The following is a 24,696-nucleotide window of genomic DNA, read 5'->3' as shown; positions in this document are numbered from 1 at the left end:
CATTCGAAAGTGTCTTCTATTAACCTTTAACAGAACCCACTGTCATTCCTTTTACAAAATACTTTTGCAGGAATGGGTACACAATAAGAATCGGAGCTGCTCCAATAAAGATTTGCGCTGCTTTCACCGTCGTTTGGCTAATGAGTTCCATCTCTTGTGGATTCATACTCATTGAGCTCATATCACGCTGAATGATGATCGTTTGCAGAAATGTAGCAAGCGGGAAATCTTTTGCATTATTGATATACAATAGTCCATCAAACCAGGAATTCCAGTGAAATACCATACTAAACAAACTAATTGTTGCGATCGAAGGCAGTGAAATGGGAAGGTATACCGAGAACAAAGTTCGGAAATGTCCTGCTCCATCCATAAGAGATGCCTCTTCGAGTTCTTTCGGGATGCCTCTAAAGAAGTTCAGCATCAGAATTACGAGAAATGTATTTACAGCTGACGGCAGAACCAGTACCCAGAATGTATTCATCAAATGAAGGGATTGAATAACTTCGTAAAACGGTACAAGTCCTCCATTAAACACCATACTGAATACGAAGATCCAGGAATAAACCGTACGGCTTCTAAAAGCGCTGTTCTCTTTAGATAGCGGATAAGCCGCTAAAAACGTAATCACGAGTGTAATGAGCGTACCAACGATGGTACGTGCTACCGAAATCATGATTGATCTAAGAAACGCAGGATTATTTATTGTCTTTTTATAAGCTTCTAAAGAAAAATCAATCGGAATTAGCGATACAATATTGGCATCGGCCGCTGCTTTACTACTAAACGAAATGGCAAGTACGTGTATAAGCGGAACGATACATAGTACAGATAAAATAATAAGGAAAATCGTATTAACAACGTTAAAGACACGGTATGATTTTGATTTATGATACACAGTTTTTCCTTCCTCTCTTATCCTTTATTTAGAAGATACGGTACCCTGCCCACTTGTAGGCAAGTCTATAGGAGATTAAGATAAGGACCATACTAATCACGGATTTAAACAATCCAATGGCTGTACCAAAGCCCATCTCTCCGTTTAGAATCGCAGTGCGGTATACAAAGGTATCAATAATATCTCCTGTTTCATATACAAGCGGATTATAGAGGTTAAAGATTTGGTCAAATCCGGCATTAAGCACATTCCCCAAAGCAAGCGTTCCCACCACAATCGTGATTGGAATTAAGGAAGGGATCGTAATATGAAGTGTTTGTTTAAAGCGAGTTGCTCCATCCATCTCAGCAGCTTCATATAAAGAAGGATTGATTGTGGCAAGAGCCGCCAAGAATATAATGGTGTTGTAGCCAAATTCTTTCCAGACATCCGATAAAATTACTGTGAAACGGAACCAATTGTTATCCCCTAAAAATAGGATGGGGTTAATCCCGAACTCTCCAAGTACTCGGTTTACCAAGCCCCCTGGAGCAAGCAAGTCCACCAGAATTCCTCCAAGAATTACCCAAGATAGAAAGTGAGGCAGATATACAAGAGTTTGTATAGAGCGCTGAAGTCCAACTTGTCTAATCTCGTTCAGCAGGATGGCAAACACAAAGGGAACAAGAAGATTGAAGATCATCTTCGCTACAGCAATGACAAGTGTGTTCCAGATAACCTGAACACTGTCATCTCTCTCGAATAAATAGCGGAAGTTATCAAGTCCTACCCATGCAGAACCTGAGATCCCTTCCCAAGGTTTATAATCTTGAAAAGCCATGACGATCCCGCCCATTGGCAGATAACTAAATAAAAATAAGAAGATCATGGCAGGCAGCAGCATTACATGGAAAGGCCATGTTTTTTTCAACATTTTCATCCACTTTTCCTCCTAATTTTCGTCTCCCAGCTCATTTTGAGTGAAGAAAAGCAGCATGCATGAATGAATGCATGCTGCTTTTCGGGAGTTTATCGTGGTAGTCTTACAATCGAATTGCAATCTTATTTGACACTGTCATACCATGTGTTCACTTCTTCTGTAATCTTGTCGCCGCCTCCAGCTTTCCAGGTCTGAACAAAAGTATCAAAAGAGTCTACTGGTTTGTTACCGTAAATAATTTCATTGAATGTTTGATTCTCGATTTTATTAAGATAGTCAAGTTTTGATTTCATTGTTTCTGTAGGTGGACCTGTGAACATATCTTTGAATGAAATATCTTCTTGCGACATAAGAACCTTCGCAGCATTAGGAGTTTCAAGGCCATAGTTCGCTTGCACTTCACGTTCTAGTCTTGTAGTTGCTTCCTTACCATCTGCGAGACTGAGCAGAGCTTTCATCTGTGCATCTGGTATCCGCGCACCATCACGAACAAGTAGATAACGAAGCACGTTTACATAGCCGCCTTCAATCTCGTCGTATCTCTTCTGGTTACCATTTGCATCGAGCTCATAGTCATATCCTTCAAATAAACCGAAATCATGTTTACTTCCTGCAGCCGGATCTGCAAACTGGTCATACATGTAGTTTTGGTAAGTAAAGAATGCTTCTGGATGTTCCATATCTTTCTTAATAAGAGTCACTGCACTAGCATAGTTTGTTCCATGACGCATTGCTGTACCATCGGCTCCCGTTGGGATTGCATAAGGTTTCCACACTGCTTTCGGATCATTTTTCACTGTATCCGTCAGCGGCCAGCCGCTCATCCAGTAAGGTCCAGGGATAATACCAGCCGTACCGGCCACAGCAGGCTCAGCTGTTTTATTTTCATCCCATAGAGCTACTTCTTGTGGAATGTACCCTTTTTCAAACCAATTTCTTAATCTTTCAAGACCTGCTTTCATCTCTGGCTGTACAGATCCATATTCAAGTTTTCCATTTTCGTCTAAATTCCATTGCTGAGGAAGCGTACCTGCTGCGCCAAAGACCCAGGAAGGATCGCCCATCCAAGTGTTCATTGAATTTTTAAACCCAATACTCAGTGGAATTACTTTACTCGGAGCAAGTCCGCTTGGGTTATTGTTCTTAAAGGCATCCATTACTTGTTCAAGTTCATCAAGCGTTGTCGGTGCTTTGAGATTTAGTGCATCGAGCCAATCTTGACGAATCCATAGGATGTAATCATTGTTGTATGCATAATCCAAAACAGGAATCCCCATTTTCTTACCATCACGCGTTACTGAATTCCATACCGTAGGGTCAATTTCCATCGCTTTTTTCCAAGTGTCTGAAGCATATTTATCAAAGAGCTCGTCCACTTCTCCGTAAATACCCGATTCAATTAGATCTTGTATTAGTTGTGTTTCATTAGATCCGATTGTGATGATATCCGGCATATTCTGTCTTGATGACATCGACAGTCTTACTTTCGTTGCAAAAGCCCCATTCGTATCTGTTACAGACCATAGAGAGTTGATATTAATTCCCAGCTCTTCTTTTGCCCATTTCGTTGCGACACTATTTTCAATCGTTTCCCCATTTTTAAATGTGACTGTCGGATCGATTCCCCATGCAGTGGAGATCGTGACTTCCGGATCGTATTTTTCTTTGTATACGTTTTCAGTATTTGCCGGTGCAGACGTATTACTATCACCTGAGTCTTTACCTGAACATCCCATAAGGCCTGCACTGATGACCATCGTTAATGCAAGGACAGCAAGTGAAGAAGTTTTCCACGTTCGTGCCATTTTGTTTCCCCCTAAATTTCTTCGTCTTTATATTTTTATTATGGATGATATCTCTATTTTTTCCTATGACACTAATTTAAGGTTTCTGCACCTTTTACAACTTATTGCTCTCTAAACTCATTTGGGGTTATGCCATAATGCTTCTTAAACAGTTTGCTGAAATATTGTGGATTTTGATAGCCAAGCTCAGCTGTGATCTCATATATTTTTTTATTCGTATGTTTAAGCAGATATAAAGCTCGCTCAAGCCTTGTACGAATCAAATATTCACTTAGGCCCTCTCCGGTCTCGGCTTTGAAAATCTTGGATAAGTACACGGGATGAAGAAATACACGATCAGCTATCATTTTGACCGTTAATTCGATTCCTTCTTCTTGCAAAATCATATCTTTTACCTGACTTACAATATGGCTTTTCGGTTCTGCTGGGGCAGATACTGCCTGTTGAAACTTCATAAGTATTTGCTCTGTGTAATCTTTTAACAGCGGCGGATAGTGAATCATTCGTTCCACCAAATGAGGTTCAAGTCCTTTTGCATCCAATTCACTGATCCGAAGTCCCGTTTGATGGGTGATATACAAAAAAGAATTGATGATTGCTAGATAAATCTCATACATGTGCTCACGTGAGACCGGATTTTTTTCGATAATCGCAAATACTTCATCTAATCGCTGTGAAGCAGCTTCCCAGGATTTTCGTTCTAAAAGTTGCTGCAGCATCGGTGGTCTGTACAATACTTCAAAAGCAGCTTTTGAAGATGGAGATTCTATACTTACATTGTCTCCTTCAATAAATACCACACCCGACTCCATCTGACGGTCCGCTAAATAAACAGAGTTCAAACCGCGTCTGTAGGTTTCACTGATATCCTGCGTAAACATACATGGACGACTTACGATGACATGCACCTCTCCTCGCAAATACGTCAATACACTAGACCGAAAGTTCTCGATAAAAGGCCGAAGATTTTTAGGTTTTAGAAACTCCGATTCCCCACTTTCTATATCATGTTGATCTTTCGGCTGTAACAAGATTAATAAACAATGATGCGGTGTTCTCCCTTGCCAGACATCGTATGTTTCTCCAAAAATCTCTTCCGCCATATTACCAATTGCATACTCCATTAGCACTCTCGTTTTTTCATCATGTTCCATGAAACCTTCATGTAAATGAACAAGAATCATTGTTGTCATAGATGAGTACGAAAGCTTAATCTCATAATCATGTAGAAGTTGGATCATTCTCTCCGTCTGAATCTGATCGCCCATGAGAAGTTGACGCAATAAATTTTCTCTAAGGAGCGTATAGTCCGATTTACGTTGATATAACAACTGTTGATACTTCGTAGCTTGTTTTCCTTCTTCGTCAATGGACTGAACGGCCTGCTTTATGCTTTTTATAAGATCATCATCATCTACAGGTTTTATGATATAATCCGATGCACCTAATTGAATCGCTTTTTTCGCGTACTCAAACTCACCGTATCCCGTTAGCAGAATTGAACGTAGACTCGGGTACAATACACTTGCTTTTTCGATCAGTTCAAGTCCGTTCATACCGGGCATTCGAATATCCGTTATCAAAATATCGACAGGATGAGCAGCAAGCAGTTCGAGTGCATCTCCTGCTGAATCGCTTCTATACACTTCGCTGATTCCCAGTTCACTCCAAGGGATTGTTGCTTCCAAACTTTCTGTCACATAAGTCTCATCATCTACAAGCAGTACATTAATCATAAATGGTCATCCCTTCTTTATATTATCTATATAAATCGTTGCTTTCAGGCCACCCATAGGAGATCTTCCAAAAGTTAAGTAACTTCTCTCGCCATACCGCAGCTGCACTCTTTGATTCACATTCCATAGTCCGCAACCGCTATGTTCGTCCATAGGTCTTGTTAGCTGGTTTTGTAATAACCTCATTGCCTCATCATTCATTCCAAGTCCATCATCTTCGACCTGAAGGCACAGAAGCCCCCCTTCTTCAAATCCCGTTACGCGAATAAAAGACGCATCTGCAGACCTCTCAATCCCATGAATGACTGCATTTTCGATCAGAGGCTGAAGGACAAGCGGAGGAACCAGTAGTTCCATCATTTCTTCTGGTATTTCCATCACATAATCCAAACGGCTCATTCTCATCTTTTGAATTTTTAAATAGGAAATGACAAAAGCAATCTCTTCTTTCATAGGAACAAGATCCTTTTCTTGACGTGTCGTATAACGATAATAACGGGAAAGGTTATGGGACATCGCCACCACCGCATCTGTTTTTCCAAGCTTTGCCATACTCGTAATATAAGAGAAACAATTATAGAAAAAATGAGGATTAATTTGAGACTGCAGCTGTTTCAGTCTTGCTTCACGCACTTGAATCTGCTCTAGGTAAACGTGTTCGAATAGCTCCTGGATCTGTATAACCATGGAGTTAAATCGCTCCGATAAAAAGCTGAATTCATTCCGCCCTTTTGGCTCAAGCCGGACAGAGTAGTCTCCAATCTTTAAACGCTGAAAGCCGTGCATTAAATCTCTGACTGGAATCTGCACTTGTACATATAACAAGTAAGCTGCCAAAAAACTCATAAATAAAAGGCAGGCAACCGCTCCATAAAACAACCGATTCGAGTTTTTAATGGGAGCGAGCACATCGGTCAGCGGAATATAATCAATTAAATACCAGCCTGTTGTAGGTGACATCACGGTGTGAACACTATAGACTTCCTCCCCAAGCTCAATCGTGCGGTAATCCACATCTTTTATTTCGGTAAAATCCAATTGTTTCAATAGTTCCGTACTCCGGTCTATATCCGCTGTTCGGTTATAAATCGTGCCTGTCCCAGGTATATAATAAAAAGGATCTCTTCTTCCGTTATTTTTGAACTTGTCCAACATATCCTGGATATTGGTACTGTCAAATTCAAGCTTGATAATACTTCTCGCATTTTCCACTACATCTCTAGCTGAATATGGTGATGCTGTATACCAGGAGAAGAGGTAACGCTCCTCATTTCCTGTTGTCACTTTTTGTACCTGCCAGCCAGGTAAATTGGCGTTATCCAGTTCCTTATTATCGTATGTTCTCGAATCATTTTCGGTAATCATACGTTTCATAGAAGCTGAATATAAGCTCAAACTGCTTCTCCAATTAGAAGAACTCTCCTGAATACTTAGCTTATTCTGGATTCTTTTCACATGATTAATAAGATCCAAATTTAGATATTCACTCTCCAAATCCTGTTGTTCAAAACTCTCAATATCCGGATCATGGATTAATATAATAGGCCAGGAGGATAATTCCTCGATGCTTGTATTCACCTGACTTTGAAAAAAAGCGAGTTGATTACTACTAGATCGATTGAGTTCACTCACAACGACGTTTGTTGTCATTTTGTTCGAGTAACTGTATAAAAGCACAACAGGAATTAGCATAATTACAATGAGAAGTACCATTTTAGTAAACAAGTGATATCGAACCATAGCCGTGTAAGCCACCCCAAACCTAAAGATATGTAACGTAAATAATGACGAATGACTGAAATAATAATCGAAAAATGTCGGACGAACTTATTGTAAGCGTTTGATATGGAAAAAGTAAAACTATTTTTGTTTCTCATGCAAAAAAAAGGCAGACTCTCTCGTCTACCCAAAAATATTACTAAAAAATTCGAACTATATTCTGACATCATTCGAGAACGAATGGATCCGGCCTCCTCGACATTAACCGCACTGATCGATGACATTCTTTTATGCATTTCGTTATATTGCGCAAAGGGCTAACAAAATGACGATTTCTGTTAGTTTACCATTGTCTGTATTACGTAAACACCTGCTCCAATTGTGTGATGGCCCACTCCAGTTCCTGAACGGATATGACAAGCGGCGGAGCCAGTCGAATCACAGTTTCATGTGTTTCTTTACATAACAGTCCTAACTGCATTAATTTCTCGCAGTACGGCCGTGCTGAACCCTTGGTCTCTATGCCAATAAATAAACCGCGCCCGCGAATGGTTACAATATCTTTAGCAGGGATGGCTTGTAACCTCTTCAGCATTTTCTTGCCGAGGTCAAGAGAGCGATCTGCAAGCTTTTCTTCTTCAATCACAGCTAGTGCAGCTATGGCTACACTGCTTGCCAGTGGATTTCCTCCAAAAGTAGAGCCGTGAGATCCTGGTTCAAACAGTCCAAGAATATCATCATCTGCAGCAACCGCAGATACGGGCAACACCCCTCCCCCGAGTGCTTTTCCCATAATGTAGATATCCGGAACTACCTTCTCCCAATCACATGCAAACCGCTTACCTGTTCTGCCGAACCCAGTCTGTATTTCATCGGCTAAGAGTAGTACCTTCTCTTGATCGCAAATCTCTCTTACTTCCCGCAGGTAACCTTCCCTTGGTATGACAATTCCAGCCTCACCCTGAATAGGCTCTACTAAAAAAGCTGCCGTACTCCGTGTGATTGCAGCCTTTAACGCATCAATGTCTCCATAAGGAATAATGGTGAACCCTGGAGTAAAAGGACCAAACTCTCTTTTATAGTCCGGTTCTGATGAGAAGGATGTAATGGTTGTTGTTCTTCCATGAAAATTCCCTTCGCAAACGATGATTTCTGCTTGATCAGAACTCACTCCCTTAACACGGTAGGCCCATCGCCTTGCCGCTTTCACCGCCGTCTCTACTGCTTCTGCACCTGTATTCATAGGCAGAATTTTATTTTTCCCTGTCAGCTTCGTAAGTACTTCCATCAGTTCTGCAAGAGGCGCATTATAAAAGGCCCTTGAAGTAAGCGTCACCTCATCTGCCTGTCGTTTGAGCGCTTCAATAATACGAGGATGACGATGCCCTTGATTCAAAGCAGAGTAGCCGCTGAGCATATCCATATAACGACGTCCCTCTTGGTCTTCAACCCACACCCCCTCCGCCTTATGAATAACAATCGGAAGTGGATGATAATTATGGGCGCCAAGCCTCTCGGTCTGTGACATGATATCTGCTGAAGATTTCATTTATTTCGCCTCCCTCTGTGCTGTTACAATCCGGGTTCTCTATTTAATGTATGCAGAGCAAAGGAATCATGATGTTTTCACAATTGCACTAAGAAAGAGGAATGTAACACCGACTACCCAGCCTCCTGTTCCTTTTGATATAACAGGATTATATCCATTTCCAAACTCTTGGATATCTGCACTTGAGTGGGCCCTTATTCCAGCCGCAGCCATTTGTAACGTGAGTCCATTTGAACTTGCCAAACGAAATCTTATTCCTGTCCTAACAAGGCTTACTGTAACGACGATCGCAGCCATTTTATTGATGTAGGACAAAAATAAAAAAGGACCGTAGGCAAACTAGTTTAGGCTAATTTGTCTACAGTCCGAAGGGCTCCTATACGGAATCCCTTTCACATTGATATAGTTCTTACCCAATGATTCATCTCTTATGGATCGTTTGAATCTAGTTCATAGCAGGGAACTTACTTACTTGCATTGATTACTTCATTTACTTCCTGCGTAATTTGATCACCGCCGAGTTTTTTCCAATTTGCAACAAAGTTATCAAACTCGTCAATGGACAGGCTGCCATAAATAATTTTCAGAAACGTCTCTGCTCTCAGTTTGTCCAGTGTTGCCTGCTTCGTGTTCATGGTCTTTGTCGGTGCATAGATGAACTCATTCATCATAATTAAATCATGATCCCGATAATATTTAATGACACCCTGTGAGCTTTCTGGTCCGAAAATACGTTCCATATGCCATTTATCGAGGTTCCCATTACGGTAATCCATAATATCTTCATAGAAAAGCTTCGCTTCGAGCCCTAGTCCTGACGTGTCTCCGGTTTTTATCGCCTGCTCTACTTCATCTTGTGCTTTTACGTTTTTGTTGGCAGGAAGGTTTGACACTGTGGCATTTTGAAAACCAAGTCCTGTTAACCCGTTCAAGTAGTCAGCTCGTTCTGTTTCTGCAGACTCACCAAACATTTTCTCGGCTTGGAAATTGAGCAATTTGATTAATGCTTCAGGATGCTCATAGCCTTTACGAACCGCAAAGATTCCCCCTAAACTCAAATGATTTTGGGTCTTCGCTGGCTCAGCATCAATGGACTGAACAGGATATGGCATCCAGTCTACATTTTGATCCTTCTTGATCATACTACTAACTTGAAAAGGTGCCCATTGCGGCAGGAAGAACATGCCTGATTTGCCTGCATTCACATCCTCCATCATCTTGGCAAAATCTTTAACACCAAACTCCGGATCAATTACACCTTTTTTATACAGGTTCTGCAGTTCTTGCAATCCTTCTTTCACTTCAGGTTGAACGGTGCCATTAACAACCTGACCTGATTCATCCTTAATCCATGTCTCAAGATATCCGTGATGACCAAGCAAGAAACCGTTAATCGGCAAATCCTTGTTCATTGCAATACCAAACGTATCATTTTTACCATTTCCATCTGGATCTTCAAAAGTGAAGGCTTCCGCGATCTTGATCACGTCCTGCATAGATTTTGGAGCTTCCAGTCCCACTTTTTTGAGCCAATCTTGGCGAATCCAGATCATATCAGAAGAGTCTAGTGAACCTGGGAAACTAACCATAGCGTATATTTTTCCATCTTTGGTTACCGGTTTCAGACCTGCTCCATCTTCAGCTGACATAAATTCTTTTACAAGATCGGAAGCGTATTTGTCATATACTTCTGTCAAATCTTCGAGCATCCCGGCTTCATGCAGCTGTTCAAATTGAACCGCACTCACTTTCAGTACATCCGGCAAATCACCACTTGCAAGCGTAACGTTCATTTTATCATTGTAGTTGGTATCCGGAACAATCCAATCATAGGTTACTTCAATACCGAGTTCATCCTTATAGCCCCTGGTCCAAATATTGCTCGCTTGAGTATCTCCTTCAGCTAGAGTTTCTTTCCCAGTTTCAGCCATTGTAGACGTAAGCTTGATTGGTGGATCATACTTCGTGAGCGGTCCCCCAGCATCTTGCTGTGTACTTGGGCTCGCTACCTCTTCACTTCCCGCACCAGACGAACAGGCAGTAAGTGTCGCTGCTAAAACCATGGATAATGTAAGTAATGAGAACTTCTTAAGTGATATATTCATGTGAATCCCCCTTTTAATTCCTTCCCGAGTTATGTATTCATTGTATGAAGAAAGCGCTATCACTTCGAGTGGACGAAGTTGACATCTGGTATCTTTAATTTACCAATTCTCATTCTTTGCTAATTTTTTGCTCACGGTACTCTTGGGGGGTACAACCGATCGCTTTCTTGAAAAACCGATAAAAATAATGTTGGTCGCTAAATCCGACCTTAGCGGATATTTCATGCATTTTACAATTTGAACCCAGTAATAATTCTTTGCTACGCTCAATCCGCCTGTCATGAATGTAATCGGATATTCCCTTTCCTGTAATCCGTTTATACCAACGGGACAAATAGGAAGGATTCAAGGAAACCTCCTGTGCAATGCGGGTTAAAGAAAGATCGTCTTCTAAGTGATGTTTGATGTAATGATGAATAGCAATCAGAATCTGGGACTGGTCATTCAGGCGAGTATCGCTCCTTTTGGAAATAATCCATTCATAAGCTGTTTGATAGAAAACGACCAACTCTGGCCAAGGTGTATGTATATTAAAGTGAAGCATACGGGAGAGCGTTATTTCCTCCATGGCAGACTCATACAAGCCGAGTTCATGAAGTATTTCTATTAGTCCATTTCCTGCTCCAGTGATGATCTTCATTCGAAAGAAGGGATCTTGTAGTCCCGCCTGCGCTGCTTCCGTCCATTTGTGAAATGAGTCGAGCCACTCCCTTTCACCAGCGGTGACCCGCTCTTTAACCTGATCCATATGAAGAGCAGCGACCGCCTGCTGACTCAACAGGTTTGGTGTATAGTCTGAATCAGAATGCAGTTGTACACGAAGCAGCTTTTCCATCCCAAGCCCAGGCCCATCATGGATAGACAGTCGCAACCTTGCAATCGTTGAATTAAGATCTGCCCATCCCACAGCCTGATCACTCACCATAATCGATACGGACAGTTTCAAACAATCTGCACAAGATTGCTGCACGGACTCTAGCGTTCCATAGACAAAACGAAAGGTCTGTTCCCATCTCTCTTGCTGATTTGATGGAAAGCGTGTGTGTTCTACCAAAGGTTGTATTAAACAGGAAATCACCTGATAATCCAGATCAATAGCCTTAACCGTAGTTTTATCTTGAAGTAACTCCTCTGCGACATTAGCAACCGCATAGCGAATCAGACTTCGGTCTGAATGAGATTGATATTCGCTCCATTCCTCTACTCGGATGATGACCGGAATTACGGGTTCCCCTGACCGGAGAGGAAGCTGTACGGCATCCAGTTCTTCTTGAAGTGAAGCAATACCTTGCTTTTCCGTTCGTTTCATTACATCGAGCAGCAATTGCCGCTGCAATTGAGGAAGTGCCCTTGGCAGCTTACTCTTGAACCAGGAATTCTGATAACGGAAGTCATTCTCTTCCGAGATTTGCTTAAGCGCTCGCTCTACTGCAGCACGAATATGAGCCATGCCCTCTGTCTTTAACAGGTAATCTACAACGCAAGGATTCCGTATCGCCTGATGCGCGTAATCGAATTCGTTATGCCCAGTCAGTAGCAGAACCTTGCACCTTGGCCACCGATCCATAATTTTCTCAATCAGTTCCATTCCATCCATGCCCGGCATACAGATATCGCTGAGTACAATATCAATTTTGACTGTATTCAGCCACTCAATCGCTTCAAAAGCAGAATAAGCCTTAATAATCTCCATATCCTGAAAATCCGCTTTTTGAAAGAACGCATGTAATCCATCCAAAATAACCGGTTCGTCATCTACAATTAACATTCGCTGCATCTAAGATTCTCCTCTCCCTGGAACATTTACTATGATACATAGGCCGCCCAGTTCACTGCGCTGTGCGGTAAGACCATATTCTGCTCCGAACTTTATCTGCAGTCTTTGATGGACGTTGATAAGACCTGTAATCTCTTTACTTTCATGCCGATGTACTGACTCTTGAAAAGCAAATTCAAGATCATTCAGAATTTCATCGGTTAACTGATTCCCATCATCCTCTATTCTTATAGACAACTTACCATGGTCTGCCTTGTAAGAAATCTTAAGTACACCTCCGCGGCTGCTTTTGGATAGTGCATGCTCAAAAACATTTTCTACAATAGGCTGCATAATGACCCGAGGAACGGTTATAGCTCTGTAGTCTGAATTCATCTCTTCGATTTGAAGGTTTATCCTTGATCCAAACCTTATTTTTTGTATAGCTGCGTAGACCAGTGCATGGTCCATCTCTTCTCCAAGAGAAACCTCTGCTTGCGAGTCTCTAGACATATATCTAAAATATTGACCGAGATAATCGGTGAATTTCTGTATTAATTCCACATTTTCAACTTCAGCCATTTGTTTAATACTGAATAGACTATTGTATAAAAAATGAGGCTGTATCTGTGACTGTAGATGCTTAAGCTCGGCCTCACTGGTTCGGATCCGAGCGATGTAATTTTCCTCAATCAAAATATGTAAGCGCTCTATCATATGGTTAAAACGAGAGTATAAATATCCGAATTCATCCCGTCTGGAATGAGGAATATAAATGCTCGTATGACCTTGCTCTGCCATACGAAAGCCTTTAACCAGCGCAGATAACGGCTTGTGAATGGATCGGTAGATTGAAAACGAAAAAATCAGAATAATAACGATGGACATCACGGTTAAAATCCATAGCCATAGCTTGTACTGCTCTAAAGGTGCCTCAAGTACATCATCAGCAATGCTGGAAGTAAGCAGGAATGAATGCTCTTGATCATAGAGTGAATAGTGCAAGTAATGGTCGGACTGATATCTCGTCACCTGTGGTGAATCCTGGGACTTTGGTGTCTGCGCATCCAGTAGCGAAATAGAAGCAACCTGATCTGATGAAGAAATTACGACTTGCTGCTTATCACCGAAACTGAGGGTAATGTCGCTTCCCCCTTTTTCTGAGAGCTGTTGTAATCTCTGCTTGAGCTCTTCAGCACTTAAACGTATACCTAGTATAAAATTGGGCGGTTCTTCGTAATTCATATTATAGGGATTGCTTTTAAGAAAATAGAGATCGTTATTTAAATAAGACAATTCGCCATTCAGGTTACCCATCGTTGCCAGCAGTTTTCTCCATTCATCATCTTCTACACTACGGATCCCGTCGGTTGCACTGACTCTTTTGTGAAGAGCGGGTACATAGTATACAACATCACTAATGTACGGGCTTGCTGCCATGATCTGACTCAGTTTGTTATGTATGTTATTTAGACTTGAAGTTACATCGTACCTGCTCATAATAGCTGCACGTGTACTTAAGGTAGACATCGGTTCATCAAAAGAATACTCATTTACGAGTCCGCTCATTCGTTCCAATTCGAATTGCAGATGGTTATGGTAGAAATCCAGTTTAGACTCGTGAGCTCGTTCTACTTCGATCTGCATCTGTGTGGAGCTGTAATGCGTAATCATAATACTTATCCCGTACAATGGCAGAATAACAAGGACAAAGGCTATCATTAGTTTGAAGACAATCGAATTCGTTTTCCAGCTTCCCCTGACATATTTCATTATCCCCGTAGCTCCCTTCTCATAGGAAAAAAGGAGCCGGAAATCGGCTCCTCCATTTGGTTTTCCTACTCATGATCTTATCCCTTAACACTCCCGACAACAAGACCATGAACAAAATATCTCTGCAGGAATGGATACACAAGCAGGATCGGAATAACTGACAAAAAGATTTGTGATGCCTGCGTTGTTCTGTCCGATATTTGACTGAGTAATGTTGCATCTTCGAGCGTCATCATCTCGCTCTGAATCATGGTAACCTGCTGCAGCATGGACTGAAGGTAGGTAGCAAGCGGGTAGTGATCCGGACTTTTCATATAAATCATCCCGTCAAACCACGCATTCCAGTGGCCCACCATCGAAAATAGTGTAATCGTTGCGATACTTGGGAGTGAGATCGGTAGATAGATGCTCCATAACGTTCGAAAGTGCCCCGCCCCGTCCATCCATGATGCTTCTTCCAGCTCTTTGGGTAAACCTCGAAAGAAATTAAGCATGAGCAGTACATTAAAAATAGGCACAGCTCCCGGTAAAATGAGAGCCCATATCGAATCAAGAAGACCCGTTTCCTTCACTACAAGATAACCCGGGATAAGCCCCCCGCTAAACAACATCGTAAATACGAACAGCCAAGCATAGATGGTTCTTGAACGGAATTTGGATGCCTCTTTAGAGAGAGGGTAGGCAACAAGAATCGTAAAGATCAGGTTAGTCGAGACTCCAAGTACAACACGAAGGAGACTCGTTCCAAACGAATTCAGAAATTGTTTATTTTCCAATATATATTGATATGACGATAAAGTGAAATCTACAGGCCAGAATGTGACGCTTCCCGCTTTGACTGCATCACTTGAACTAAAAGAGATGGCCAAAATATTAACGATCGGAAACAGACAAAGCAAGGCAAGAACGGTAAGAATAACGTAATTAAACCCTAAAAACCATCGATAGGCTCTCGAAGTGTGGTGCATGGTCTTGCCTCCTTTCTAGAAAATCCGATAATTGGCAAAGCGATAAGCTAAATAATAACCGAGTCCAATGAAAACGAAGGATACCACAGATTTAATAAGACCCAGTGCTGTGGATACCGAATATTGTGCATCCTGTAGACCAATCCGGTAGATCATCGTATCTAAAATATCTCCTGATTCATAAACGAGTGGATTGTAGAGGTTAAATACCTGATCAAATCCACCATTAAGCACATTTCCAAGACTAAGCGTAACCATCAAAATGACGATTGGGCGTATCCCTGGAAGTGTAATGTGCCATGTCTGCTTCCATCTTCCAGCTCCATCCATGACGGATGCCTCATAAAGAGACTTATCAATACTTGTAAGTGCTGCCAAATAAATAATCGTACCAAAGCCAAATTCTTTCCATTGGTCCGTAATGACAAGTATGTAGGGAAACCATTCATTACTAGCGAGAAATTGAATAGGTTCAATACCTATTGCCTTAAGAAACATGTTAACGAGCCCGCTACTTGGGGATAACACGTCCACAATAATACCGGCAAGGATAACCCATGAAAAAAAATGCGGCATATAAATAATCGTTTGAATGGTTCGCTTGAAACCTGTTCTTCCTACCTCATTTAGCAATAAGGCAACGAGCACAGGAATCACTAGACCCGAAACAATTTTCATGACAGAGATGAATACCGTATTCCATACCACCTGTCTAAAACCAGGTAAATCAAACAGGTATCTAAAATTGTCAAGTCCCACCCAGTTCACGTTTTTAAACCCGCCAATGGGAGAAAAATTTTGAAAAGCAATGGAGAGCCCGGCCATAGGAATGTAACCGAATACAATAATGATGAGCATACCAGGCAAAATCATAAGATGAAGCGGAACATTTCGAATAAATTGTCTGTAGTTGGAACGCATAAGCTGTCTCCTCCTTCAAATTCAATTATAGGAGCAGGCCAGACTGTGTAAAAGTGTAGGGTATTTACTTTAGGTATCTTCTGTTGACTCCGAATCTCAGTTAAATATTGAAGATTCATTGTTTTGAATGCAAAAATCCTCCATCCTGTCAGGAGCGACAAAGCGCCCTACAAGATGAAGGATTTTATAGATAATACCTAGATTAGATCGACATCACCAGCAAGCTCACAGAATTTGCAGGGAGCTTAAGAACAACGCTATCTCCTTGCAGTTCGATGCTTTGCTCCTGCGGTGTAATTTTCTCATCGTTTTTCTTGTTTACATTCGGAACATGAAGCAGATTTTCATCCCCGCTTAGCGTAACGAGTGTTGCATTAGGCTGAACAGTCAGATCCTGCAGGTTAATCTGTGTAGCCTTATCCACACCATCTGCATTCACCAATTTTACATATACATGCTGTGCATCTCTTGTAACGGAATGGAATACCTCCCTGTTGTATGCTTCGAGCTTGTAATCCAGCGTTTTACTAGTGAAGTCTCCATCTGTATAAGAGCAGATTAGATTCTTTCCATTCTCTCCGCCGTAATTCACGGTAATCAAATAATCCTTCTCATTCTCAAGTGGCTCATAGTTAGCTGCTCTAAGGTTTCCGGCTGCTGTACTGGACGAATAATCACCTAATGTATAACCTTCGATTCCTTGTTTGTACACTTTCACACCTGTTGCTTGGCCGCCATATGCGATCGCATACTCGATTACATCCTTATTCTCAGGAGTAATGTCGGTCAGTCCCACACCAATATAGAATCCATCCTCACCCTTAATCCGGCTTGCTTCTACCTGCACCTTGTAGTTTGTCCATTCATCATTCATCAGGTACAACCCGTTCAGGCCGCTCTTCTGCGCCTTCAGAAGCAATCCTTTGCCAGGAATTGATGTATAGCCTTCCGATCCAGGGATAAGACTCCATGCTTCACTTGGTCCCTCTTGTTCCCGGAAATTTTCTTCAAAAAGAACACGGCCATCCTTGTTCGAAGTGACAACCACTTTCTTCACAAGAATATCGGCATTGCCTGCCGCGATTTCGATCCCGCCATGCGGAATAAGTTCCACGGGTTTACCTTTGCTGTACGTCTCGAACGATGTACGAAGTACCTCTTCACCAACACTTTTAGCAAACATTTGCTGTACATAATAGTTTGGTGTAAACCACACCGTCTCATCATCAAACCAGATGCAGTCCGGTGTCCAGCGGTACGTACCATCTGTCAGCACCTTATTAAACAGCGGCGCATAGGCTGCCATGCGGACAACATCTGCATTATTTTCAAAACTGGTCATGATCGCAGCTTCAGCAATAGCCCCTGCCAGAGTATTTTTATCCGTGGATGCATATTCACCGACAAATACCTTGGATGTCTCTTTAAAGTCAATGCTTCCATCTGCGTGGTAGGCCCGGTCATAATAGTTATAACGATCCGCATTGTTCAACAGATACTCATTAGATCTGTAGTAATGCTCATCTGCAATGGTATCCATATAGTTCTTCTGATTCTCATACCAGGTTACTGTCTCTTCGATTACCTCTTTGCCATCCGCAAAAGCAACTTGAGCTGAACCGGTAAGGTTCCCGCTAAGGAATTTCCATCCTTGCTGATAAGCATCATCATCCGCCTGTGCACCAACGGTAGAGATAATATGCAGTTCATGATCTGGATAGTTCCGTTTCATATATTCATCAATCGAAGCTTTGAACACTTCAAAGTTAGCGAAAAATTCATTTCCCCAGTTCTCATTTCCCACACCGAGATAACGAAGATCAAAAGGCTCCGGATGTCCCATACTGCTGCGTACTTGTGCCCATTCGTTATGCTCCATATCCGTGCTGAGTGCAAAGTCGATCAGATCCGTAAAGTTCTTGATATAGTACTCCCTTAAAGCTCCGCCTGCCGGATGTGCATAATCAGAACGTGCCTGACACAGAACACCGCAAGCCATAACCGGAACTGGAAGAGCATTCAAATCCTCAGCCAATTGGAAGTATTCCATATAGCCAAGTCCCATCGTCATCATGTAACCCCACACGTTGTAGTTCTCTTTTCTCAGTTCTATAGGGCCTACTGAGTCCTTCCAGTCATAGACATTCTCCCAGATGAAAGATCCTTCTGAGATACAGCCGCCAGGAAAACGTAAAAACGTAGGATGCAGGTCAGCAAGCGCTTGAATTAGATCTTTTCTCAGTCGATAATTTGGATTTCCTGTATAGTTCGCGTGTGCTGTAGCGGATATCCCTTTTTCCTCAGGGTCTGCTCCCCATACATTTTGCGGCGTAAGTGACACCATATCGATGGAAATATCACCTTCAAAGGTAAGAACCAGCTGACCAAGAGCCGTATCTGTACCTGTAAGAATAAGGTTTTGCTCCGTTTGCTCACCATATTTTTTCCACGAGTCCCCGCCTTCTACATGCAGCGTAAGTGGCTCACTAATCGGCTCATTATTGCTATCTTGTAATTGAACGGTTATTGCACCTGGAGCATCCGCTTTCGCCCAAACGGTAAAGTTATAGTCTTCTCCCTGCCTAATCGACATTGCACAATGTTGATTGGAATCCGAGAACCCGCGATTGCGAATCGTTGCCCCATTCTGAACCGTTACATAATAAGCGTTCACTTCTGGGTCACTGGCTCCAAAGTGTTCATTTAATCCACCTTTATTATGCGGGCTCATCAGATGGGTGTCTCCAGACCACGCAAACAAAGGATCACGATTTCGGCCAGTGGAACAACCACATTCTCCCGATTCAGGTGAGTAGGTATCAAAGGCAAAGGATTCAAACGAGCGATTCTGTACAAGCTCAGCGTAAATTCCGCCATCCGCTGCATTATTGATATCCTCGTAAAAGAGTCCATACATCACTTCACTGATATCAGCCACTTTTTGATCTCCGTGAATCGTTACTGTATAGGGCGGAAGGTGTTCCGGTACAACCGAAATCTCAAAATGTTTGCTCAGCGTACTTTCTCCTTTACTTAATACCGCATGGAGTGTGATTTCCTCAGCAGATGTAATGGACTGAACTTTACCCGTATGAGATAGAGATTCCGGACGACTTGAGTTCCAGCTCACTTGTACTTTACCGCCTAGTAAACTAGCAGGCAATGAAACGTCTTTTGTGACAATTTTCGTTGGAAAAGATAAATATTTATCTCCTGCAAGCTTTACAATCTCTTCATCCGTCAATGATTCGCACATCACTTCAATCACTTCATCGATCGTCAGACCATCCCGATAAATCCGGAAATCAGATAGCGAACCCGTAAAGTCCACATCGGCTGCATACTGAGAACGTCCAATATAATTTTGGCTGTAATTCGAAGCCTCAGTAAACGTATCAAACCACCTGCGCAGCTTAGCATAAGTTCCGCTGGAAGTTTGACTGATGGAACCATCTGCTACTTTTTCTCCATTCACATAGACAACCGGACCAGCACTGCTCAGTTTACCACCCTCAGTACCTGTCACCGAAAATGCGATATGCATCCACTCACCGGCAGCAAATCCCCGGCCCGGGTCTACAACCAGATCATCTCCAGCATATAGAGTCCCTCTTAGCTGACACGTCAAAAAAGCATAAGGCCCTTGTTCCCCTTTACCAAAGTCGAAAATTCGTTCCCATACGTTCGAACCTTTACCAAAATTGACCCATGCCGTCACGGTCAGTCCCGTGTTATCGCTTACATCTGCTAGCAAATTAGATGGAAGCTGTATATAAGAAGTTCCGTTAGCTCCTCCTGGAAATTGAGCTGCGGATCTGCCAGCGATACGTGAAATTTCAGGTTTCAGCGTTCCCATAGCTTCTCCATCATGTCCATTTCCTGAGCTGTCTTCACCAAGGTGTGCTGCATTATCGAACTTATAGTGTGCAATGAGATTTTCATTAAAATTGCTCATTCTTCTGCCTCCTATGTAAATCATCGTTTGATTTGAATAAATGTAAATCGATTTATAAATATATAAATGAATCACTTACAGGTTATAGTACTCATTTTCCGATTATTTTTCAACAAAAAAGTAAAAAGAATCAAACTTCTGAAAGAAATTGTGTGGCGAAGCGATTCATAAAAACCAAAAAAAGGACTCCTGCATGCGGAGTCCTTTTCATCATTTTGATTATAATACTGCACTTTATATTTACTTTTGAATAATATGCTTTACTCTGCCTACCTGACCATTTTCAAGGCGAACCTTGATGCCATGCGGATGTGACGGAGAATTGGTTAAAATATCTTTGACCATTCCCCTCGTTAATTTCCCTGTTCTTTGATCCTGTTTAAGTACAATATCAACTTCAATTCCTGCGCGGATATCGGCTCTGCTGTTTCCATTCATCCCTTTATTTCTCCCCTTCTCTTTTAGCCATCCCATGATTTAAGGTAATTCCATGACTTCCTTTTCCTTCGTCTTCAGTAGCTGTGATACGGTCACAAACTGATACCCTTGCTTTTTCAGTTCCGGTAATATTCGCTCTAGTGCTTTTATCGTCTGACTTTGTCCATGTACATTATCATGAAAAAGAACGATATCTCCATTACGGGCATTACGAAGTACTTTATTAATAATACGCTGTTTTCCTGGTCTGCTCCAGTCCCCTGTATCCTGATGCCAAGACCACAGCACAATTGTATATCCCCTTTTTTTAGCACTGTCTAGCACAATGTCGTTATAAACACCGCCCGGCGGGCGAAAAAGGGTTGGTTTGGGTCCACCCGCTTCCTCAATTAAACGATCTGTGTCTTCCAGTTCTTTCATATAATCTTCTTTATTCTTGATTTTATCGGCAAAAGTATGAAAATAGGTGTGATTTCCCACTTCATGACCTTCTTCAATCTCCTTACGAATAAGGTGAGCTTTCTTTTTTGATTGCTGGCCCACCACAAAAAAGGTAGCTTTCGCGTCATATTTTTTAAGCAGATCTAAAATTTGTACAGTTTCCAGCTCATCTGGTCCATCATCAAAGGTAAGAGCGATCTGTTTTTTGGAAATAGGAGCTTCCCATACAATATCCCCTCTTTTTTCATAATATGTCCGGTCCTTTAAGATGGGCTGACTAGCTTTTGCCTCGGAGGCAATCATCGCACATACAAGTATAACGGATGCTAGTGCAATGAACCATTTTCTTATTGTCATATCATCCTCACCTTACATTTGTCTTGTGTACATAACTGCTCCGTAGTATCCCACAAGCGCTCAGGAAATATATAATTTTTTGTTTTGTAAAAAAATACTTCCATAAATGAGTTTCAACTCAAAAAGAGTTATCCCATCACCAGTGCGGCAACAGAACAACTCTTTTATAAAGGTTATTTTTCTTTATTCTTCACTCAGAAGATTTGATTCCAAATTGTTTATATAATGGCGCAAAGAAGCAGCTGTATTTCGGTGGATATCGCCCGTTTCAAATAACTCTTGAACGGTATTCCTTTGTTCCTGAATCGCTTTAATTTGCAGTTCCAGTTTCTTTTCATTAAAAGCATTATCATCAAGTTCGGTATCACCTGCACGAAGCATGAATATGATCCGCTCATAATGAGAAATAATCGTCAGTGATGCAGCTCTGTTTTCATCGTTCATTTGACTTCGGATCGCTGTGATCGCACTCTCACAGGTCTGAATACGAAGATTACGAGATGCATTTACTCTTTCTCTCATTGGATTACTCGGATCCATCTGTTTCTTCATAAAGACTCTTCCGATCGTTCGCCCAATACTGCGTAAGGAAGACCAAATCTGCGATTTCATTCGGCTGGACATGACAATTTCACGTCGATCCAGAACTTTTAGATAGAACATCCCAAGCTCTTCATTTACTTCCCCTGTTTTCAGGAGATGCTCAATTTCTTTTCGCTCTGCATGAATGGCTTTTGTACGAATGGACATCTCTTGTTTTTGAAAATGGCTTCCCCATTTTTTCTTATCGTCTTGGGTCGAATAACGATTCAAGTATTTGTTGAGATCGGCGATAACTGACAATACGGCCGCTTTGTTGTCATCATTCATTTCGGCTTTAACCACTTGGATGGAACGATCAAATATTTTGGTTAACGCACGTACTTGGGCTACATCTGCACCAGCCTTCTCTTCTTTATCTGCAATAAGCGGAAGTGCGATACTCGCAGTAATCAGTGTCAGCAGAATCACCCCAGCAGATATAAAGAGGATAAGATCTCGTTCGGGAAAAGGGGATCCATCCATCAGAACAAAGGGGATGGAAAAGGCACCGGCTAACGTTACAGCTCCGCGTACACCAGATAAGGTAGTTAAAATAATATGTTTCATGAACGGTTTTTCCTGCTTATTCATTTTCCACGCTGTCGTCTCAAATGCATAAATCCACAGAAAACGCAGAACAAACAGCATCAGTGTAATGATGAAAATATAGGTCATAATCTGCACATGATTAAAGGCGTCATTTTCCCAAATCTTACTGATTACATTCGGCAGCTGTAAGCCGAGAATAACAAAGACAAGCCCATTTAGTATATATACAATTACTGTCCAGGTACTTTCTGCAACAATTTGCATTTTGGGCTGAATCGTATCTGCTCGGTCCCGGTCAATTGCATGGATAATCCCACCTGCTACCACCGCTAAAATTCCTGATAAACCGATTTCTTCAGATACGAGGTAAATAATAAACGGAGTAATGATTTGAATAAGCATATGAACGGTTACGTCTTCCATGCCAAGTCTTCGAAGCAGCACTCCAATTTTACGAATCAGAAAAGACATTACTGCACCAAGGAGCAGTCCGCCGACAGCGATAACCACAAAACTAATAGAGGCATCTGCTAAAGAAAACACACCCGTTACCGTTGCGGCAAGCGCAAATTTAAAAGCAACTAGACCGGAAGCGTCGTTCATAAGTGCTTCACCTTCAAGCGTCCGCAAAATACTTTTGGGCAGATGAACACGTTCAGCCATAGCACCTACGGCTACAGCATCCGTTGGAGATAGAATTGCGGCAAGCGCAAACGCCGCTGGCAGCGGTATACTTGGAATGAGCATATGAATACCATAACCTGCGACAAGTACGGTTAGAAAAACGAGTCCTAGTGCAAGCAGCAAGATTGGAGTACGAAGGCTCCATAGTTCATCCCGTGGTGTTTTGCGCCCATCATTATAGAGCAGCGGAGCGATGAACAGTACAAAAAACAGTTCTGGATTTAAATCGAGATGGATCCCGAAAGGAACAACTTCAAAGACCACTCCAAGCGCAATTTGGATAAGCGGCACCGGAATAAATGGAACAAACCGATTAATTACGTTGGATAAACCGATAATTATGAGCATAATGAGTATTGTAATAAAAAGCTCCATATATCTTCATCAATTCCTCTCTTGCTTCTTTCCTATGGGCTTTATTTTCTGATGAATACGGCACGTTTTTTCCGTATCCTGTTCGCTTCTATCCCATTTATGAGGTAAAATATGAGAATAGATGGACTAAACGTAATGAAGCAAAGGATGAATAACATGGCTTTTGGCATTACACGAAGTGAACTCGAAGAGTGGAAAGAAAAAGTGAGAGAAGGTCAAATTGCTTATTTGACTCATTACTGGATTGACCCCCGTTTCCCTGGTATAACCAGCGTAACGAAGGTAGGTTGCTCTGATCTTAAGCGATTACAGCACTGGTGCAAAGAGCACGAACTTAATCCCAAATATATTCATCATCGAGAACCATTTCCGCACTTTGATCTTCTTGGAGCAAGACAAAAAGAAATTCTATTACAAGAAAAGCGATATGACCATATTCAAAGATTCAAGTTATAAAAAAAGACCAAACTCAAGCAGCCTAGGCTTCAAGAGTCTGGTTCTTTTATGTAAGAGCAGCAAGGATTCGTTCTTCGATTCTTTTAACGATGTCCAGAAATTGTACTCTTTCCTCTTTTGATAGAAGCCCTAGAATCTCTTTATTCATACGTTCGCGATCTTCACGCAGCTTATCTGCAACGTGCTGCCCTTCCTCCGTTAGGAATCGCCACACGATTCGTCTGTCTTCCTCACTTCGAGCACGGATAATGTACCCTTCTGCTTCCAATTGATTACGTATGACCGTGGTTGCACCCGAAGAAAGCTGAAGCACCTTTCTGAAAATAGAAAATAGATAATTTAATCACAGTCTATACTTTCAGATATTGAAATTCATATCATCACATTCAGCACATAACGAACAAAATCAGCTTTTTTTGCCCGAAAATAGCTATTTATTATGTTAACTTTATCATAAACTTATGAATCATAACAAGTTTTGCGCACTGTAACCCCGCCTCTACTGATCAAAGAAAAGGAAAGGAAATGTCAAAAAACCATGTCAAGCTTCCTAATAAAAGGATCCAGACATGGTTTTTTATTTGACGGATTGTAATATGAAGTGCGACACCTTACTCAAAAAATAAAAATGGCCCATGGCCTGATTCGTGTAGAATTAAGTTACCACACCAAATTCACACAGGAGAATCAGTCCATGAGCTATTCACATC

At 41.7% G+C, this 24,696-nt stretch carries 18 protein-coding genes; 2 read left to right on the top strand and 16 right to left on the bottom strand.

Features of this window, described 5'->3' with window-relative positions:
- Nucleotides 1–19: 19 nt before the first annotated feature.
- The 6 genes from KJS58_RS22495 to KJS58_RS22470 all read right to left on the bottom strand — a co-directional run bounded on the left by KJS58_RS22495 (nucleotide 20) and on the right by KJS58_RS22470 (nucleotide 8,626).
- Complete coding sequence (locus KJS58_RS22495) at nucleotides 20–898, bottom strand: carbohydrate ABC transporter permease (protein ID WP_213535689.1); 879 nt, start codon at nucleotides 896–898, stop codon at nucleotides 20–22.
- A gap of 28 nt (nucleotides 899–926) precedes the next feature.
- Entirely contained in the window at nucleotides 927–1,817 is an 891-nt protein-coding gene (locus KJS58_RS22490; RefSeq protein ID WP_213535688.1) for an ABC transporter permease, read from the bottom strand.
- 122 nt (nucleotides 1,818–1,939) lie between these two features.
- Nucleotides 1,940–3,622: a type 2 periplasmic-binding domain-containing protein gene (locus KJS58_RS22485; protein WP_213535687.1), complete on the bottom strand. Its 1,683-nt coding sequence runs from the start codon at nucleotides 3,620–3,622 to the stop codon at nucleotides 1,940–1,942.
- Between the two features lie 101 nt (nucleotides 3,623–3,723).
- Nucleotides 3,724–5,358, bottom strand: a complete 1,635-nt coding sequence (locus KJS58_RS22480) for a response regulator (RefSeq protein ID WP_213535686.1) — start codon at nucleotides 5,356–5,358, stop codon at nucleotides 3,724–3,726.
- Between the two features lie 6 nt (nucleotides 5,359–5,364).
- On the bottom strand, nucleotides 5,365–7,098 hold the full coding sequence (locus KJS58_RS22475) for a sensor histidine kinase (protein ID WP_213535684.1): 1,734 nt from the start codon (nucleotides 7,096–7,098) through the stop codon (nucleotides 5,365–5,367).
- A 337-nt stretch (nucleotides 7,099–7,435) separates the two neighbouring features.
- Nucleotides 7,436–8,626, bottom strand: coding sequence for an ornithine--oxo-acid transaminase (locus tag KJS58_RS22470; protein WP_213535683.1), 1,191 nt, complete (start codon nucleotides 8,624–8,626; stop codon nucleotides 7,436–7,438).
- Between KJS58_RS22470 and KJS58_RS22465 the strand changes: the two genes are divergently transcribed.
- On the top strand, nucleotides 8,604–8,936 hold the full coding sequence (locus tag KJS58_RS22465; RefSeq protein WP_213535744.1) for a hypothetical protein: 333 nt from the start codon (nucleotides 8,604–8,606) through the stop codon (nucleotides 8,934–8,936). The genes KJS58_RS22470 and KJS58_RS22465 overlap by 23 nt on opposite strands.
- A 154-nt stretch (nucleotides 8,937–9,090) precedes the next feature.
- On the opposite strand, the gene KJS58_RS22460 is transcribed toward KJS58_RS22465, so the two are convergent.
- From KJS58_RS22460 to KJS58_RS22420, 9 genes are all read right to left on the bottom strand, one after another.
- On the bottom strand, nucleotides 9,091–10,731 hold the full coding sequence (locus KJS58_RS22460; protein WP_213535682.1) for an extracellular solute-binding protein: 1,641 nt from the start codon (nucleotides 10,729–10,731) through the stop codon (nucleotides 9,091–9,093).
- A 109-nt stretch (nucleotides 10,732–10,840) separates the two neighbouring features.
- Nucleotides 10,841–12,508, bottom strand: coding sequence for a response regulator (locus tag KJS58_RS22455; protein ID WP_213535681.1), 1,668 nt, complete (start codon nucleotides 12,506–12,508; stop codon nucleotides 10,841–10,843).
- On the bottom strand, nucleotides 12,509–14,260 hold the full coding sequence (locus tag KJS58_RS22450) for a sensor histidine kinase (RefSeq protein ID WP_213535679.1): 1,752 nt from the start codon (nucleotides 14,258–14,260) through the stop codon (nucleotides 12,509–12,511).
- Between the two features lie 77 nt (nucleotides 14,261–14,337).
- On the bottom strand, nucleotides 14,338–15,228 hold the full coding sequence (locus KJS58_RS22445; protein WP_213535678.1) for a carbohydrate ABC transporter permease: 891 nt from the start codon (nucleotides 15,226–15,228) through the stop codon (nucleotides 14,338–14,340).
- A 15-nt stretch (nucleotides 15,229–15,243) separates the two neighbouring features.
- Complete coding sequence (locus tag KJS58_RS22440; RefSeq protein WP_213535677.1) at nucleotides 15,244–16,149, bottom strand: ABC transporter permease; 906 nt, start codon at nucleotides 16,147–16,149, stop codon at nucleotides 15,244–15,246.
- Between the two features lie 202 nt (nucleotides 16,150–16,351).
- Nucleotides 16,352–20,104: an alpha-L-arabinofuranosidase C-terminal domain-containing protein gene (locus KJS58_RS22435; RefSeq protein WP_213535676.1), complete on the bottom strand. Its 3,753-nt coding sequence runs from the start codon at nucleotides 20,102–20,104 to the stop codon at nucleotides 16,352–16,354.
- A gap of 240 nt (nucleotides 20,105–20,344) precedes the next feature.
- On the bottom strand, nucleotides 20,345–20,542 hold the full coding sequence (locus KJS58_RS22430; protein WP_213535726.1) for a YwbE family protein: 198 nt from the start codon (nucleotides 20,540–20,542) through the stop codon (nucleotides 20,345–20,347).
- 39 nt (nucleotides 20,543–20,581) lie between these two features.
- Nucleotides 20,582–21,340 (bottom strand): polysaccharide deacetylase family protein, encoded by a 759-nt coding sequence (locus tag KJS58_RS22425; protein ID WP_213535674.1) that lies wholly within the window; start codon nucleotides 21,338–21,340, stop codon nucleotides 20,582–20,584.
- A 183-nt stretch (nucleotides 21,341–21,523) separates the two neighbouring features.
- Nucleotides 21,524–23,530: a Na+/H+ antiporter gene (locus KJS58_RS22420; protein WP_213535673.1), complete on the bottom strand. Its 2,007-nt coding sequence runs from the start codon at nucleotides 23,528–23,530 to the stop codon at nucleotides 21,524–21,526.
- Between the two features lie 156 nt (nucleotides 23,531–23,686).
- Here KJS58_RS22420 and KJS58_RS22415 point away from each other — a divergent pair, with 156 nt between their 5' ends.
- Nucleotides 23,687–23,986 carry a hypothetical protein gene (locus KJS58_RS22415; protein WP_213535724.1) on the top strand — a complete coding sequence of 100 codons (300 nt, stop codon included), beginning with the start codon at nucleotides 23,687–23,689 and terminating at the stop codon, nucleotides 23,984–23,986.
- Between the two features lie 46 nt (nucleotides 23,987–24,032).
- Here KJS58_RS22415 and KJS58_RS22410 read toward each other — a convergent pair whose 3' ends face one another.
- Nucleotides 24,033–24,299 (bottom strand): MarR family winged helix-turn-helix transcriptional regulator, encoded by a 267-nt coding sequence (locus KJS58_RS22410; protein ID WP_213535672.1) that lies wholly within the window; start codon nucleotides 24,297–24,299, stop codon nucleotides 24,033–24,035.
- Nucleotides 24,300–24,696 lie beyond the last annotated feature (397 nt).

Source organism: Paenibacillus sp. J45TS6 (assembly GCF_018403285.1).
Lineage (GTDB): Bacteria > Bacillota > Bacilli > Paenibacillales > Paenibacillaceae > Paenibacillus.
The sequence above is the reverse complement of the archived record's forward strand: the minus strand, read 5'-3'. Positions and strand labels throughout refer to the sequence as shown.

What these genes read in the sequence shown, in the direction of transcription:
- KJS58_RS22470 (WP_213535683.1), bottom strand. Translation starts at nt 8,626, where the DNA reads ATGAAATCTTCAGCAGATATCATGTCACAGACCGAGAGGCTTGGCGCC.
- KJS58_RS22420 (WP_213535673.1), bottom strand. Translation starts at nt 23,530, where the DNA reads ATGGAGCTTTTTATTACAATACTCATTATGCTCATAATTATCGGTTTA.
- KJS58_RS22415 (WP_213535724.1), top strand. Translation starts at nt 23,687, where the DNA reads ATGGCTTTTGGCATTACACGAAGTGAACTCGAAGAGTGGAAAGAAAAA.
- KJS58_RS22425 (WP_213535674.1), bottom strand. Translation starts at nt 21,340, where the DNA reads ATGACAATAAGAAAATGGTTCATTGCACTAGCATCCGTTATACTTGTA.
- KJS58_RS22435 (WP_213535676.1), bottom strand. Translation starts at nt 20,104, where the DNA reads ATGAGCAATTTTAATGAAAATCTCATTGCACACTATAAGTTCGATAAT.
- KJS58_RS22450 (WP_213535679.1), bottom strand. Translation starts at nt 14,260, where the DNA reads ATGAAATATGTCAGGGGAAGCTGGAAAACGAATTCGATTGTCTTCAAA.
- KJS58_RS22430 (WP_213535726.1), bottom strand. Translation starts at nt 20,542, where the DNA reads ATGAATGGAAACAGCAGAGCCGATATCCGCGCAGGAATTGAAGTTGAT.
- KJS58_RS22440 (WP_213535677.1), bottom strand. Translation starts at nt 16,149, where the DNA reads ATGCGTTCCAACTACAGACAATTTATTCGAAATGTTCCGCTTCATCTT.
- KJS58_RS22475 (WP_213535684.1), bottom strand. Translation starts at nt 7,098, where the DNA reads ATGGTTCGATATCACTTGTTTACTAAAATGGTACTTCTCATTGTAATT.
- KJS58_RS22490 (WP_213535688.1), bottom strand. Translation starts at nt 1,817, where the DNA reads ATGAAAATGTTGAAAAAAACATGGCCTTTCCATGTAATGCTGCTGCCT.
- KJS58_RS22455 (WP_213535681.1), bottom strand. Translation starts at nt 12,508, where the DNA reads ATGCAGCGAATGTTAATTGTAGATGACGAACCGGTTATTTTGGATGGA.
- KJS58_RS22485 (WP_213535687.1), bottom strand. Translation starts at nt 3,622, where the DNA reads ATGGCACGAACGTGGAAAACTTCTTCACTTGCTGTCCTTGCATTAACG.
- KJS58_RS22445 (WP_213535678.1), bottom strand. Translation starts at nt 15,228, where the DNA reads ATGCACCACACTTCGAGAGCCTATCGATGGTTTTTAGGGTTTAATTAC.
- KJS58_RS22460 (WP_213535682.1), bottom strand. Translation starts at nt 10,731, where the DNA reads ATGAATATATCACTTAAGAAGTTCTCATTACTTACATTATCCATGGTT.
- KJS58_RS22480 (WP_213535686.1), bottom strand. Translation starts at nt 5,358, where the DNA reads ATGATTAATGTACTGCTTGTAGATGATGAGACTTATGTGACAGAAAGT.
- KJS58_RS22465 (WP_213535744.1), top strand. Translation starts at nt 8,604, where the DNA reads ATGATATCTGCTGAAGATTTCATTTATTTCGCCTCCCTCTGTGCTGTT.